13 protein-coding genes are annotated in these 14,902 nt (G+C 65.6%); 10 read left to right on the forward strand and 3 right to left on the reverse strand.

Annotation, left to right across the window (positions count from 1 at the left end; translation table 11 throughout):
• Positions 1–17: 17 nt before the first annotated feature.
• Positions 18–677 carry a GntR family transcriptional regulator gene (locus AT700_RS17575; RefSeq protein WP_003083350.1) on the reverse strand — a complete coding sequence of 220 codons (660 nt, stop codon included), beginning with the start codon at positions 675–677 and terminating at the stop codon, positions 18–20.
• Between the two features lie 180 nt (positions 678–857).
• Here AT700_RS17575 and alkB2 point away from each other — a divergent pair, with 180 nt between their 5' ends.
• The 5 genes from alkB2 to guaD all read left to right on the forward strand — a co-directional run bounded on the left by alkB2 (position 858) and on the right by guaD (position 8,297).
• Positions 858–1,991: an alkane 1-monooxygenase AlkB2 gene (gene alkB2, locus AT700_RS17580; protein ID WP_003083349.1), complete on the forward strand. Its 1,134-nt coding sequence runs from the start codon at positions 858–860 to the stop codon at positions 1,989–1,991.
• 220 nt (positions 1,992–2,211) lie between these two features.
• Complete coding sequence (xdhA, locus tag AT700_RS17585; protein ID WP_033988241.1) at positions 2,212–3,666, forward strand: xanthine dehydrogenase small subunit; 1,455 nt, start codon at positions 2,212–2,214, stop codon at positions 3,664–3,666.
• Complete coding sequence (gene xdhB / locus AT700_RS17590) at positions 3,659–6,058, forward strand: xanthine dehydrogenase molybdopterin binding subunit (protein ID WP_003122919.1); 2,400 nt, start codon at positions 3,659–3,661, stop codon at positions 6,056–6,058. The genes xdhA and xdhB overlap by 8 nt, the downstream gene beginning before the upstream one ends.
• A gap of 26 nt (positions 6,059–6,084) precedes the next feature.
• Positions 6,085–6,924, forward strand: coding sequence for a xanthine dehydrogenase accessory protein XdhC (gene xdhC / locus AT700_RS17595; protein WP_003083344.1), 840 nt, complete (start codon positions 6,085–6,087; stop codon positions 6,922–6,924).
• A 68-nt stretch (positions 6,925–6,992) separates the two neighbouring features.
• Positions 6,993–8,297, forward strand: a complete 1,305-nt coding sequence (gene guaD / locus AT700_RS17600) for a guanine deaminase (RefSeq protein ID WP_003083342.1) — start codon at positions 6,993–6,995, stop codon at positions 8,295–8,297.
• Positions 8,298–8,350: 53 nt separating this feature from the next.
• On the opposite strand, the gene AT700_RS17605 is transcribed toward guaD, so the two are convergent.
• Entirely contained in the window at positions 8,351–9,130 is a 780-nt protein-coding gene (locus tag AT700_RS17605; RefSeq protein WP_003083340.1) for a GntR family transcriptional regulator, read from the reverse strand.
• A 374-nt stretch (positions 9,131–9,504) separates the two neighbouring features.
• Between AT700_RS17605 and AT700_RS17610 the strand changes: the two genes are divergently transcribed.
• On the forward strand, positions 9,505–10,854 hold the full coding sequence (locus AT700_RS17610) for an NCS2 family permease (RefSeq protein ID WP_003087209.1): 1,350 nt from the start codon (positions 9,505–9,507) through the stop codon (positions 10,852–10,854).
• Positions 10,855–11,094: 240 nt separating this feature from the next.
• On the opposite strand, the gene uraH is transcribed toward AT700_RS17610, so the two are convergent.
• On the reverse strand, positions 11,095–11,475 hold the full coding sequence (uraH, locus tag AT700_RS17615) for a hydroxyisourate hydrolase (protein ID WP_003087207.1): 381 nt from the start codon (positions 11,473–11,475) through the stop codon (positions 11,095–11,097).
• A 372-nt stretch (positions 11,476–11,847) separates the two neighbouring features.
• Here uraH and puuE point away from each other — a divergent pair, with 372 nt between their 5' ends.
• From puuE to AT700_RS17635, 4 genes are read left to right on the forward strand one after another with little or no spacing between them, the layout of a single operon-like run.
• Complete coding sequence (gene puuE / locus AT700_RS17620) at positions 11,848–12,774, forward strand: allantoinase PuuE (RefSeq protein ID WP_003083336.1); 927 nt, start codon at positions 11,848–11,850, stop codon at positions 12,772–12,774.
• A complete protein-coding gene (uraD, locus tag AT700_RS17625) occupies positions 12,771–13,286 on the forward strand; it encodes a 2-oxo-4-hydroxy-4-carboxy-5-ureidoimidazoline decarboxylase (protein WP_003087205.1) in 516 nt (171 codons plus the stop codon). Before puuE ends, uraD begins: the two co-directional genes overlap by 4 nt.
• 17 nt (positions 13,287–13,303) lie before the next feature.
• Positions 13,304–14,302: an allantoicase gene (gene alc, locus AT700_RS17630; protein ID WP_003117779.1), complete on the forward strand. Its 999-nt coding sequence runs from the start codon at positions 13,304–13,306 to the stop codon at positions 14,300–14,302.
• 54 nt (positions 14,303–14,356) lie between these two features.
• Complete coding sequence (locus AT700_RS17635) at positions 14,357–14,866, forward strand: ureidoglycolate lyase (protein ID WP_003083329.1); 510 nt, start codon at positions 14,357–14,359, stop codon at positions 14,864–14,866.
• Positions 14,867–14,902 lie beyond the last annotated feature (36 nt).

A 14,902-nucleotide genomic window follows, 5' to 3' on the forward strand; every position in this document is an offset into this window, starting at 1 on the left:
TCCCGCCAGGGTCGCCATCAGCGTTCGGCGAGCGCGGCCAGCACCAGCTGGCAGTTGTGGCGGCCGTATTCCAGCAGGACCTCGCGGATCCTCGCCTCGTCACGGGCGATCACCGCTTGCAGGAGCTGAGCAAAACTGCCGAGGAACTGGTTCATTTCCGCCTTGCGCCGTTCCAGCGCCAGGTGGTAGGCGCGACTCACCGCCGGCAGCAGGTTTTCGACGGTCTCCTGCAGGTAGGGATTGTTCGCGAAAGGAAAGGCCGCGCGCATGATGTCGAAGCTGGCCTCGACGAAGCCGTCGATATCGCTTTGCGCCAGGTTGTTCAGCAGGCGCTGCTGGATGACCAGGAACGGTGCCAGCTCGGCTTCGCTGCGCCAGCGCCGGGCGACGCTTTCCGCCAGCAGGATGTAGAGCTGCACGATCAGCGCGTAGAGGCTTTCCACATGTTGCGGGGACAGTTCGGACACCTGGGCGCCGCGGCGCGGCAGGATGTTCACCAGGTGGCGGCGTTCGAGAATCAGCAGCGCCTCGCGGACCGAGCCGCGACTGACGTTGAGGGTCTGGGTGACCTTCTGCTCCTGGATACGTTCCCGTTCCTTGAGTTCTCCCCGGATGATGCGTTCCGCGAGGTGGTGGGCGATCTGCTCTGCCAGGCTGTCCGGGGCCTTGAACGTCATGGTGATCCTTTTATCCAGGGGCGCGTTTTCCGGGGGTATATGGATGGGAAGTGTAACACAGGGCGTTACCCCGCCGGCTTCCCGGCGAAGCGGCGGACAGAACGAAGGTTGGGATGGGGCAGGCCGGCCAAGGGAGGACAATTGTCAGACAATCTAACAAGATAAATACGAGGACTTCCCATGTTTGCCTCGCTTTCCTCTGCCTGGATGCTGCGTCTGAAAAAGTACGGCTACTGGATCTGGCTGATCGCGGTGCTCGGCATCCCGCTCAGCTACTGGTGGTCGCTCGGTAGCGACTACCCCAACGCCTGGCCCTGGCTGGTGATCAGCGTGGTGTTCGGGCTGATCCCGATCCTCGATGCCATCGTCGGCCGCGATCCGGCCAACCCCGAGGAAGCCAGCGAAGTGCCGGAGATGGAAGCACAGGGCTACTACCGCGTACTGTCCCTGGCCACCGTCCCGCTGTTGCTGGGCATGCTCGTCTGGTCCGGCTGGATCCTCGCCCACGAGACCCGCTGGGACTGGGTCGGCCAACTGGGCTGGATCCTGTCGGTGGGCACCGTGATGGGCGCCATCGGCATCACCGTCTCCCACGAACTGATCCACAAGGACCCGCAACTGGAACAGAACGCCGGCGGCCTGCTGCTGGCAGCGGTGTGCTATGCCGGCTTCAAGGTCGAACACGTGCGCGGCCACCATGTACACGTCTCGACCCCGGAAGATGCCTCGTCCTCGCGCTACGGCCAGAGCCTCTACTCGTTCCTCCCGCACGCCTACAAGCACAACTTCCTCAACGCCTGGCGCCTGGAGGCCGAGCGCCTGAAGCGCAAGGGCCTGCCGGCCCTGCACTGGCGCAACGAGCTGATCTGGTGGTACGCCATCAGCGCCCTCTTCCTGCTCGGCTTCAGCCTGGCCTTCGGCTGGCTGGGAGCGATCTTCTTCCTCGGCCAGTCGGTGATGGCCTTCACCCTGCTGGAGATCGTCAACTACGTCGAGCACTACGGCCTGCATCGGCGGCGCCTGGACAACGGCCGCTACGAACGCACCACGCCGGAACACTCGTGGAACAGCAATTTCCTCCTGACCAACCTGTTCCTTTTCCACCTGCAGCGCCATTCCGACCACCATGCCTACGCCAAGCGCCGCTACCAGGTGCTGCGCCACTACGACAGCAGCCCGCAACTGCCCAACGGCTACGCCGGGATGATCGTCCTCGCCCTGTTCCCACCGCTCTGGCGCGCGGTGATGGACCCGAAGGTGCGCGCCTACTATGCCGGCGAGGAATACCAGCTTACCGACACCCAGCGCATCTGAGCGTCCCGCCCCTGGGAAACGGCACCTTCGGGTGCCGTTTTCGTTTATGGGCAAACTGACTGACCTACAGGTCAAAAAATTATTTGACTCAAAAGTCAGTTTTTTCTAGATTCGCCTCCATAGCTCCTACCGTGGAGCCCTGTGCGGAAACCGCCCCACTCCGGCCGGTTCTCCTGCAAGGCCTAGAATTCAATAACAAGAACCCGCCTGGAGGCACGCCTTGATCAGGTTCCTGCTCAACCGGGAGATCCGCGTCGAAGAACGCCTGGACCCCAACCTCACCGTCCTCGACTACCTGCGCCGGCACCTCGGCAAGACCGGCACCAAGGAAGGCTGCGCCTCCGGCGATTGCGGCGCCTGCACCGTGGTGGTCGGCGAACTGGTCACCGGCGAGGATGGTGCCGAACGCATCCGCTATCGCAGCCTGAACTCCTGCCTGACCTTCGTTTCCGCCCTTCACGGCAAGCAATTGATCACCGTCGAGGACCTCAAGCACCAGGACCGCCTGCACGACGTGCAGCAGGCGATGGTCGACTGCCATGGCTCGCAGTGCGGGTTCTGCACGCCGGGTTTCGTCATGTCGCTGTTCGCCCTGCAGAAGAACAGCGCCGGCGCCGATCCGGCCAAGGCCCACGAGGCGCTCGCCGGCAACCTCTGCCGCTGCACCGGCTACCGGCCGATCCTCGACGCCGCCGAGCAGGCCTGCTGCCACAAGCGCGCAGACCAGTTCGACGCCCGGGAAGCCGCCACCATCGAGCAATTGCGCGCCATCGCTCCGCGCGAAACCGCCGAGCTGAACAGCGGTGACCGGCGCTGCCTGCTGCCGCTCACCGTCGCCGACCTGGCCGACCTCTACGGCGCCAATCCGCAGGCACGCCTGCTGGCCGGCGGCACCGACCTGGCGCTGGAGGTCACCCAGTTCCATCGCGAACTGCCGGTGATGATCTATGTCGGCCACATCCGCGAAATGAAACGCATCGAAGTGGGCGCCAACTGCCTGGAAATCGGCGCCGCCACCCCGCTGACCGACTGCTACCAGGCGCTGGCCGCGGACTACCCGGACTTCGGCGAGTTGCTGCAGCGTTTCGCGTCCCTGCAGATCCGCAACCAGGGCACTCTCGGCGGCAATATCGGCAACGCCTCGCCGATCGGCGACGCCCCGCCGCTGCTGATCGCCCTCGGCGCGAAGATCGTCCTGCGCCGCGGCGAACGGCGCCGCGAGCTGCCGCTGGAGGAGTACTTCCTCGACTACAAGGTCACCGCCCGCGAAGAAGGCGAGTTCATCGAGAAGATCCTGGTCCCGCGTGCCCGGCCCAGCCAGGCGTTCAAGGCCTACAAGGTCTCCAAGCGCATCGACGACGATATTTCCGCGGTCTGCGCCGCCATCAGCCTCGACCTGGAAGATGGCCGGATCGCCCGCGCCAGGGTCGCCTTCGGCGGCATGGCGGCGATTCCCAAGCGCGCCGCCGCCTGCGAAGCGACGCTGCAAGGCGCGCGCCTGGAAGCCGCCAGCTTCGAACGCGCCGCGGCCGCCCTGGCGAACGACTTCACCCCGCTCAGCGACTTCCGCGCGAGCAAGGAATATCGCCTGCTGACCGCGCAGAACCTGCTGCGCAAATGCTTCCTGGAGCTGCACGCTCCCGCCGTCGAAACCCGGGTGACCGCCTATGTCTAACCATCGCAAGCCGCACAAGAGCCAGGAAGAGCTGGCCGACCTGTTCCGCGCCGAGCTGACCACCGGAGTCGGCCGCAGCGTCAAGCACGAAAGCGCCCCCAAGCACGTCAGCGGCGAGGCGATCTACATCGACGATCGCCTGGAGTTTCCCAACCAGTTGCACGTCTATGCGCGCCTGAGCGAGCGCGCCCACGCCCGCATCACCCGCCTCGACGTGACGCCCTGCTACCAGTTCCCCGGCGTCGCCATCGCCCTCACCGCCGCCGACGTTCCCGGCCAGCTCGACATCGGCCCGGTGGTGGCCGGCGACCCGCTGCTGGCCGATGGCAAGGTGGAGTATGTCGGACAGATGGTCCTGGCGGTCGCCGCCGACAGCCTGGAAACCGCGCGCAAGGCGGCCATGGCGGCGATCGTCGAGTACGAAGACCTGGAGCCGGTGCTCGACGTGGTCGAGGCCCTGCGCAAGCGCCATTTCGTCCTCGACAGCCACCAGCACCGCATCGGCGATTCCGCCGCCGCGCTGGCCGGCGCGCCGCATCGCCTGCAAGGCACGCTGCACATCGGCGGCCAGGAGCATTTCTACCTGGAGACGCAGATTTCCTCGGTAATGCCCAGCGAAGACGGCGGCATGATCGTCTATTGCTCGACCCAGAACCCCACCGAAGTGCAGAAGCTGGTGGCCGAGGTCCTCGGGGTTTCCTTCAACCGCATCGTCATCGACATGCGCCGCATGGGCGGCGGCTTCGGCGGCAAGGAAACCCAGGCCGCGGCGCCGGCCTGCCTGTGCGCGGTGGTCGCCTACCACACCGGGCGTCCGGCGAAGATGCGCCTGCCGCGCATGGAGGACATGCAGATCACCGGCAAGCGTCACCCGTTCTACGTCGAATACGACGTCGGCTTCGACGACGATGGCCGCCTGCACGGCATCCAGATCGACCTGGCCGGCAATTGCGGCTATTCGCCGGACCTCTCCGGCTCGATCGTCGACCGCGCCATGTTCCACTCGGACAACGCCTACTTCCTCGGCAACGCCACCATCAACGGCCACCGTTGCAAGACCAACACCGCCTCGAACACCGCCTACCGCGGTTTCGGCGGGCCCCAGGGAATGGTCGCCATCGAGGAGATCATGGACGCCGTGGCCCGCAGCCTGGGCAAGGACCCGCTGGAGGTGCGCAAGCTCAACTACTACGGCAAGAACGAGCGCAACGTCACCCATTACCACCAGACCGTCGAGCACAACCTGTTGGCGGAGATGACCGCCGAGCTGGAAGCGAGCAGCGAGTACGCCCGCCGCCGCGAGGAAATCCGTGCCTTCAATGCCGCCAGCCCGGTCCTGAAGAAAGGCCTGGCGCTGACCCCGGTGAAGTTCGGCATTTCGTTCACCGCGACCTTCCTCAACCAGGCAGGTGCGCTGATCCACATCTATACCGACGGCAGCATCCACCTGAACCATGGCGGCACCGAGATGGGCCAGGGCCTCAATACCAAGGTCGCCCAGGTGGTCGCCGAGGTCTTCCAGGTCGACGTGGAGCGCATCCAGATCACCGCCACCAATACCGACAAGGTACCCAATACCTCCCCCACCGCCGCCTCCTCGGGCACCGACCTGAACGGCAAGGCCGCGCAGAATGCCGCCGAAACCATCAAGCGGCGCCTGGTGGAGTTCGCCGCACGGCACTGGAAGGTCAGCGAGGAAGACGTCGAGTTCCGCAACAACCAGGTGCGTATCCGCGAGCTGATCCTGCCGTTCGAGGAACTGGTCCAGCAGGCCTACTTCGGCCAGGTTTCGTTGTCCAGCACCGGCTTCTACCGCACGCCGAAGATCTTCTACGACCGCGAGCAGGCCCGTGGCCGGCCCTTCTATTATTTTGCCTACGGCGCCGCCTGCTCGGAGGTGATAGTCGATACCCTCACCGGCGAATACCGCATGCTGCGCACCGACATCCTGCATGACGTCGGCGACTCGCTGAACCCGGCCATCGACATCGGCCAGGTCGAAGGCGGCTTCGTCCAGGGCATGGGCTGGCTGACCATGGAGGAACTGGTCTGGAACGCCAAGGGCAAGCTGATGACCAGCGGCCCGGCCAGCTACAAGATTCCCGCCGTCGCCGACATGCCGCTGGACCTGCGGGTGAAACTGCTGGAGAACCGCAAGAATCCGGAGCAGACCGTGTTCCATTCCAAGGCCGTGGGCGAGCCGCCGTTCATGCTCGGCATCTCGGTCTGGTGCGCGATCAAGGACGCCGTGGCCAGCCTCGCCGACTACCGCGCGCAACCCGCCATCGACGCGCCGGCGACGCCCGAGCGGGTGCTCTGGGGCGTGGAACAGATGCGCCGGCTGAAGGCCGCCCAGGCGCAAGCGGCGGACGCCGCGGTCGAACCGGCCTGAACCGCCGCGATCGGGAGGATGACGAGATGAACTGGATCAGCGCCCTGGCCGAGTTGCAGCGTAGCGGCGAACCTTGCGTCCTGGTGACCATCATCGAGGAACGCGGCTCGACCCCGCGCAACGCCGGCTCGAAGATGGTGGTCAGCGCCGAGCGGCTCTACGACACCATCGGCGGCGGCCACCTGGAATACAGGGCCCAGGCCATTGCCCGGGAAATGCTCGCCGCGCGGACCCAGGACACCCGCCTGGAGCGCTTCAGCCTGGGCGCCAGTCTCGGCCAGTGCTGCGGCGGCGCCACGGTGCTGCTGTTCGAGCCGATGGGCCAGCCGCAGGCACACATCGCCGTGTTCGGCGCGGGCCACGTCGGTCGCGCCCTGGTACCCTTGCTCGCCAGCCTGCCCTGCCGGGTGCGCTGGATCGATTCGCGGGAACACGAATTTCCCGCGCTCCTGCCCGACGGCGTGGAGAAAGTGGTGAACGACGAAGTGCTCGACGAGGTCGAGCGGATGCCGCCCGGCAGCCACTTCATCGTCATGACCCACAATCACCCGCTGGACCTGGAGCTTACCGCGGCGATCCTGGCGCGCAACGACTTCGCCTACTTCGGCCTGATCGGCTCGAAGACCAAGCGCGTCAAGTTCGAGCACCGCCTGCGCGAACGTGGCGTCGACGCCGAACGCCTGCAACGGATGCGCTGCCCGATGGGCCTGGAGCAGGTGAAAGGCAAGCTGCCGGCGGAGATCGCCATCTCCATCGCCGGCGAGGTGATCGCCACCTACAACGCCGCCTTCGGCCTGGAACGCAAGCAGGGGCCGTCGAGCGTCACCCGGCTGACCCCGGAGTCGCGCCGCGCCCACGAATCCTGAGCGGCCCCCGCTCCCCCGCGTCCGCCGCCAGGCGGCGGACCTCCCACGAACCTTTTTTCGAGACTGCCATGACCCGCAACGCCAAAGCCTACCGCGCCGCCATCCTGCACAGCATCGCCGACCCCGCGGAGGTCGGCGTCGAACGCTCCTACGAATACTTCGAGGACGGCCTGTTGCTGGTGGAGGACGGCAAGGTCGCTCGCCTCGGTGACGCCGAAACCCTGCTCGGCGAGATCGGCGAGGTCGAGGTCTTCGAGTACCGCGACGCGCTGATCACCCCCGGCTTCATCGATACCCACATCCATTTCCCGCAGACCGGGATGATCGCCTCCTACGGCGAACAACTGCTGGACTGGCTGAACACCTATACCTTCCCCACCGAGCGCCAATTCGGCGACCAGGCCCATGCCGACCAGGTCGCCGAGATCTTCCTGCAGGAACTGCTGCGCAACGGCACCACCACCGCGCTGGTCTTCGGCAGCGTGCACCGGCAATCGGTGGAATCGCTGTTCGAGGCCGCCCGGCGCCTGGACCTGCGCCTGATCGCCGGCAAGGTGATGATGGACCGCAACGCGCCGGACTACCTGACCGACACCGCCGAGAGCAGCTACCGCGACAGCAAGGCGCTGATCGAGCGCTGGCACGGCCAGGGCCGTCTGCTCTACGCGGTGACCCCGCGCTTCGCCCCGACCAGCACCGCGGAACAGCTGGACATGGCGGCGCGGCTGCTGCGCGAGCATCCCGGCGTATACCTGCACACCCATCTGTCGGAGAACCTCAAGGAAATCGAGTGGGTGAAGGAGCTGTTCCCCGAGCGCAGCGGCTACCTGGACGTCTACGACCACCACGGCCTGCTCGGGCCGCGCTCGGTGTTCGCCCATGGCGTGCACCTGTGCGACGGCGAATGCCAGCGCCTGGCGGAGACTGGCTCGGCGGTGGCGTTCTGCCCGACCTCCAACCTGTTCCTCGGCAGCGGTCTGTTCGACCTGCCGAAGCTGGAGCGCTACAAGGTCAAGGTCGGCCTCGGCACCGATGTCGGCGCCGGCACCAGCTTCTCCCAGCTGCAGTCCCTGAACGAGGCGTACAAGGTCATGCAGTTGCAGGGCGCCCGCCTCGATCCGTTCAAGTCGCTCTACCTCGCCACCCTCGGCGGCGCCCGTGCGCTGGAGCTGGACGACCGGATCGGCAGCTTCGCCACCGGCAACGAGGCGGACTTCGTGGTCCTCGACTACCACGCCACCCCGCTGCTCTCCTACCGCCTGAGCCAGGCCGGCAGCCTGGCCGAACGGCTGTTCGCGCTGACCATCCTCGGCGACGACCGCACGGTGAAGGAAACCTTCGCCGCCGGTCGCTCGGTGCATCGCCGCGACTGACTCCCGGCGGAAACGAAAAAGCCCCGCATCGCGGGGCTTTTCAATGCTTCGGATCAGGCCGCCGAATCGCTGTCGGCCTTGGCCCGGCGTGGCTTCTTCTTGCCGCCGAGGAGGTGCGAGAACACCGCGTGCAGGTCGCCGGAAGCGTTGTCGCTCTCCAGGTTGAGCTTGCTGTCGATATGCTCCATGTGGTGCATCATCAGGGTCACCGCGCGCTCCTTGTCGCCCTTCTCGATGGCGTCGAGGATCTCGTTGTGCTCGTCGAACGAGCAGTGCGAGCGACCGCCGCTTTCGTACTGGGCGATGATCAGCGAGGTCTGCGACACCAGGCTGCGCTGGAAACTCACCAGAGGAGCGTTGCGCGCCATCTCGGCGAGCTTCAGGTGGAACTCGCCGGACAGGCGGATGCCGGCGCCCCGGTCGCCACGGGCGAAGCTGGATTGTTCCTGCACCACCATCTCGCGCAACTCGGCCAGACGCTCGGCGGTGGCGTTGTCGGTGGCCAGTTCGGTGATGGCGCGCTCGACTGTGCGGCGGGCGAAAAGGATCTGCCGGGCCTCGTCGATGCTCGGGCTGGCGACCACCGCGCCGCGGTTCGGCCGTAACAGCACCACCTGCTCGTGGGCCAGGCGCGAGAGGGCGCGGCGAATGATGGTGCGGCTGACACCGAATATCTCGCCGAGCGCCTCCTCGCTCAGCTTGGTGCCGGGGGCCAGGCGTTGTTCGAGGATGGCGTCGAAGATGTGGGCGTAGACGATCTCGTCCTGGGTACCGCTGCGGGCAGCCTTGCCGGTGCGCGGCGGCTTCCTGATGTGTTGCAACTGATCGGTCATCGGTCTCGAACCTTGTGCGTCCGGCTTGTGGCCTGGGCTGATCCTCGCTCACGGGCGTGGGTGAGGCACGCCGGCGGCTGGTAGCGAAATAGTGTACACAAGCAACGGCATCCGACGCACCACCCCTTTCCGCCCCTCGTTCCGAGCGCGCGGCACCGCCCGGAAGGGGGCGTGACGGAAAGCTGATAAAAATGTGGCGAAACACCCTCAAACATTCTTTGACCTTTTTGTATACAAAGGCATAATCGCTCGCACGAGTTCTTGACCCAGAGGTCAGAAAATCGTGCCCTCACATCACCTTCGAGCCGCGTCAGGGACCTGGTAACCAACCGGCCCGCAGGACCTAACAACAAGAGCGATGAGGAGTACCTGCTGTGGAAAGCACCAAACAAGAAGAACAAGGGATCTACGCTGCGACACCGCCCGCCACCGGCCTGCTCGAACGCCTGTTCAAGCTCCGCCAGCATGGTACGACGGTCAGGACCGAGCTGGCGGCCGGGCTGACCACCTTCATCACCATGGCCTACATCATCTTCGTCAATCCCAACATCATGGCCGACGCCGGCATCGACCACGGCGCGGCGTTCGTCGCCACGTGCCTGGCGGCCGCCCTCGGCTGCTTCCTGATGGGCCTGTACGCCAACTGGCCGGTGGGCCTGGCGCCGGGAATGGGACTGAACGCCTTCTTCACCTACACCGTGGTCGGCACCATGGGCTACAGCTGGCAGATCGCCCTAGGCGCGGTGTTCATCTCCGGGGTGATGTTCATGCTGCTGACCTTCTCCCGGGTCCGCGAATGGCTGCTCAACAGCATCCCCCGCAGCCTCAGGTTCGCCATGGGTGCGGGAGTCGGCCTGTTCCTCGGCCTGATCGGCCTGAAGACCGCCGGCATCGTGGTGGCCAGCCCGGCGACCCTGATCAAGCTCGGCCACCTCACCTCGCCCGGCCCGCTGCTGGCGGCACTGTGCTTCCTGATGATCGCCGTGCTCGAGTACCGCCGGGTGTTCGGCGGCATCCTCATCAGCATCCTCAGCGTCACCCTGGTCGGCTGGGCCCTCGGCCTGGTGCAGTACGGCGGGGTGTTCTCGGCGCCGCCGAGCCTGGCGCCGACCTTCCTGGCGATGGACATCGCCGGCGCGTTCAACGTCACCATGATCAGCGTGATCCTGGCCTTCCTCTTCGTGCACATGTTCGATACCGCCGGCACTCTCATGGGCGTCGCCCAGCGCGCGCACCTGGTGAAGGAGGACGGACGTATCGAGAACCTGTCGAAGGCGATGAAGGCCGACAGCGCCTCCAGCGTGTTCGGCGGCATGCTCGGTGTCCCGCCGGTGACCAGTTACGTGGAGAGCGCCGCGGGCGTGGCCGCCGGCGGACGTACCGGGCTCACCGCGGTGGTGGTCGGCGTGCTGTTCGTCGCCGCGATGTTCTTCGCCCCGCTGGCCGGGATGATCCCCGCCTTCGCCACCGCCGGCGCGCTGATCTACGTGGCCATGCTTATGATGGGCGGGATGGCGCACATCGACTGGGACGAGCACACCGAGACCATCCCGGCGATCGTCACGGTGATCATGATGCCGCTGACCTTCTCGGTGGCCGACGGTATCGCCTTGGGCTTCATCACCTACGTCGCGATGAAGGTCCTCACCGGCAAGCACCGCGAAGTCTCGGCCAGCCTCTATGCGTTGTTCGTGATCTTCGTCGCCAAGTTCATCTTCCTCTGACCCGCCCGGATGGCGGATGGCCGCACGCGGCTATCCGCCTCGAACCTGTCGTTGCCCCGCAGGGCTCGCGACGCGCAGCTTCATCCCCCGCCCATTCGTACCCTGCGCCGCATTTCCCTTCCTGCCCACGAGTGGCGGATAACCGGCAACCCTCGGCGCACTCCCCGCGAACGAAAAAAAGCCCGCTCGATGGCGGGCCAGGGAAAAGGACTCGGAGAGTCAGTGTTTCGTGGCACGCACCTAGCTGCCGCGATAGGTCGAATAGCTGTAGGGCGAGATCAGCAGCGGCACGTGGTAGTGATCGTCGGCGGAGGCGATGCCGAAACGCAGCACCACCTGGTCGAGGAAGGCCGGCTCCGGCAATTGCACGCCGCGGGCGCGATAGTAGTCGCCGGCGTTGAACACCAGTTGATAGACCCCGGGACGGAAGTCCTCGCCTTGCAGCACCGGCTGGTCGCAGCGGCCGTCGTGGTTGGTCAGGGTGGTGGCGATCAGTTCCAGTTGCTGGCCTTCTACCCGGTACAGCTCGATCTTGATGCCATGGCCGGGGCAGCCATGTGCGGAATCCAGTACATGCGTGGTCAAACGTCCCATGGGTTGCGGGCGCCCGCTGGCGGACACCACTCCTCCTCTTGCCTTCGTTCGATGGGGATCGCTCCGGGACCTGCCCGGCGCCGCTCGCTTGCAGCCCGCCAGGGAGCCGCTTGCGAAGCAATATAAGTTATCTTTCGATGAATTGTATACAAAAAACACCGCCGCAACCGAAAATGCGGCAGCCACCCCGAAAACGGGCATTCCTTCCACAAGCCCCACCCCGCAGGGCCTCATTCTTCGCTAACTGACCAATCGGGCAGGTTTTTTGCTGGATGAATGGCAGGGATCGGCAAGCAGGATTGTATTTACAGACCGCAGGCAAACTTGTATACAATAAATCCATCACGGCATCCCCGGCCCGTCCGGCCCGCCGCCCCATCCACAATAAGGAACACTGCTGTGAGCGCTGACTACCCACGCGACCTGATCGGATACGGCAACAACCCTCCCCACCCTCACTGGCCCGGCGATGCGCGCATCGCCCTGTCCTTCGTGCTCAATTACGAAGAAGGTGGCGAGCGCTGCGTCCTGCATGGCGACAAGGAGTCCGAGGCGTTCCTTTCCGAGATGGTGGCTGCCCAGCCCTTGCAGGGCGTGCGCCACATGAGCATGGAATCGCTCTACGAATACGGCAGCCGCGCCGGGGTCTGGCGCCTGCTCAAGCTGTTCAAGCGACGCAACGTGCCGCTCACCGTGTTCGCCGTGGCCATGGCGGCGCAGCGCAACCCTGAGGTGATCAGGGCGATGGTCGCCGACGGCCATGAAATCTGCAGCCACGGCTACCGCTGGATCGACTACCAGTACATGGACGAGGCCCAGGAGCGCGAGCACATGCTCGAAGCCATCCGCATCCTCACCGAACTCACCGGCCAGCGCCCGGTGGGCTGGTACACCGGACGCACCGGCCCGAACACCCGGCGCCTGGTGATGGAGGAAGGCGGCTTCCTCTATGACTCCGACACCTACGACGACGACCTGCCCTACTGGGACCCGGCCAGCACCGCGGAGAAACCGCACCTGGTGATTCCCTATACCCTGGACACCAACGACATGCGCTTCACCCAGGTGCAGGGCTTCAACAATGGCGAGCAGTTCTTCCAGTACCTGAAGGACGCCTTCGACGTGCTCTACGAAGAAGGCGCGACGGCGCCGAAGATGCTCTCCATCGGCCTGCATTGTCGGTTGATCGGTCGCCCGGCGCGGATGGCCGCCCTGGAGCGCTTCATCCAGTACGCGCAGAGCCACGACAAGGTCTGGTTCGCCCGCCGCGAAGACATCGCCCGCCATTGGCACCGTGAGCATCCTTTCCAGGAGACCGAGGCATGAGCCGTTTCCAGACCCTGACCCCCGCCTCGCTGTCCCGCGAGGCCTTCGTCGAAGCCTTCGCCGACATCTACGAACACTCCCCCTGGGTCGCCGAGAAGGCCTATGACCTGGGCATCGACGACAGCCTCAACGATATCGAGGGCCTGCACCAGCGCATGGCCGACATTCTCCTGTCGGCAAGCCGCGAGGCCCAGCTGGCGCTGATCAACGCCCACCCGGACCTCGCCGGCAAGGCAGCGATCCGTGGCGAACTGACCGCCTCCAGCACCTCCGAGCAGGCCGGCGCCGGGATTCACGAATGCAGCGCCGAGGAGTTCGCCCGCTTCACCGAACTCAACGACGCCTACAAGGCCAGGTTCGGCTTCCCCTTCATCAAGGCGGTGAAGGGCAGCAACCGCCATCAGATCCTGGCGGCCTTCGAGGAACGCATCCAGCACTCCGCCGACGAGGAGTTCGCTACCGCGCTGGCCGAGATCAACAAGATCGCCCTGTTCCGCCTGCAGCAGCTCTGAGGCCTGCGGATACGAGCATGAACGCCGAACACTCGCCCTTCCGCCACTACCTCGACCTCGCCGACGCACGCCTGGGCAGCCAGGTGGTCGCCGTCAGCGACGAATGGTTCGCCCCGGCCAGCCGCATGCTGCAGGCCGGCGAACCGGTGTGGAAGGAAGGCGTGTTCGACGACAGCGGCAAGTGGATGGACGGCTGGGAAACCCGCCGCAAGCGCTTCGAGGGCCATGACCAGGCGGTGATCCGCCTGGGTGTGCCGGGCGTGCTGAAGGGCGTCGACATCGACACCCGCTTCTTCACCGGCAACCATCCGCCGGCGGCTTCCCTGGATGGCTGCTTCTGCGCCGAAGGCGACCCGGACGACAGCACGTCCTGGAGCGAAGTGCTGCCGGCGGTGGCGCTGCAGGGCGATAGCCATCACTACCACCCGATAGACGACGAACGTCCCTGGACCCACCTGCGCCTGAACATCTACCCGGACGGCGGTATCGCCCGCCTGCGCCTCTATGGCGTGCCCTACCGCGACTGGAGCAGCCAGCCGCCGGGAACGGCGCTCGACCTGGCCGCAGCGGTCAACGGCGGCCGGGCGCTGGCCTGTTCCGACCAGCATTTCGGACGCATGGGCAACCTGCTCAACCCCGGACGTGCCATCAACATGGGCGACGGCTGGGAAACCGGCCGCCGCCGCACGCCGGGCCACGACTGGGTGATCGTCGCCCTCGGCCATCCCGGCAGCATCGAGGCGGCGGTCGTCGATACCTTGCACTTCAAGGGCAACTATCCGGAAAGCTGCAGCATCCAGGCCGCCTTCGTGGAAGGCGGGAACGAGGCCCGGATCGAGGCGCAGAGCCTCTTCTGGCGCGAGCTGCTGCCAGCGCAGAAGCTGGAAATGCACCAGGAACATCGGTTCGAGCGGCACCTCAACGCCCTCGGCCCGATCACCCATGTACGCCTGAACATCTTTCCCGACGGCGGCGTCAGCCGCCTGCGCCTGTTCGGCAGGCCACAATTACCGTGAGACCCGGGCCCCGCGTGCGTCCGGAATACAACAAACAGAATCGACAGGATCAGTATGCGCACTCTCAAGATCGAGCCGTTGACCAAGGAAGCCTTCGCCCCGTTCGGTGACGTGATCGAAACCGCCGGCAGCGACTATTTCATGATCAACAACGGCTCCACCCGCCGTTATCACAAGCTGGCCACGGTCGAGACCGCGCAGCCGGAAGATAACGCGATCATCAGCATCTTCAGCGCCGAGAAGCTGGAAATGCCGTTGCGCATCCGCATGCTGGAACGCCATCCGCTGGGCAGCCAGGCCTTCATCCCGCTGCTCGGCAACCCCTTTCTGGTCGTGGTCGCGCCACTTGGCGATGTACCTGTACCGGGCCTCGTCCGCGCCTTCCTGACCAACGGAAGGCAGGGCGTCAATTACCACCGCGGCGTCTGGCACCATCCGGTGCTGACGATCGAAAAGCGGGATGACTTCCTGGTGGTCGATCGCAGCGGTTCCGGGAACAACTGCGACGAGCATTTCTTCACCGAGGACGAACAGCTCCTCCTCGACCCCCAATCAAACCAATAAGAGAGGTCCTGCCGCCGGTCCGCCGGCCAGGGCAAG

The organism is Pseudomonas aeruginosa, from assembly GCF_001457615.1.
Taxonomy (GTDB): domain Bacteria; phylum Pseudomonadota; class Gammaproteobacteria; order Pseudomonadales; family Pseudomonadaceae; genus Pseudomonas; species Pseudomonas aeruginosa.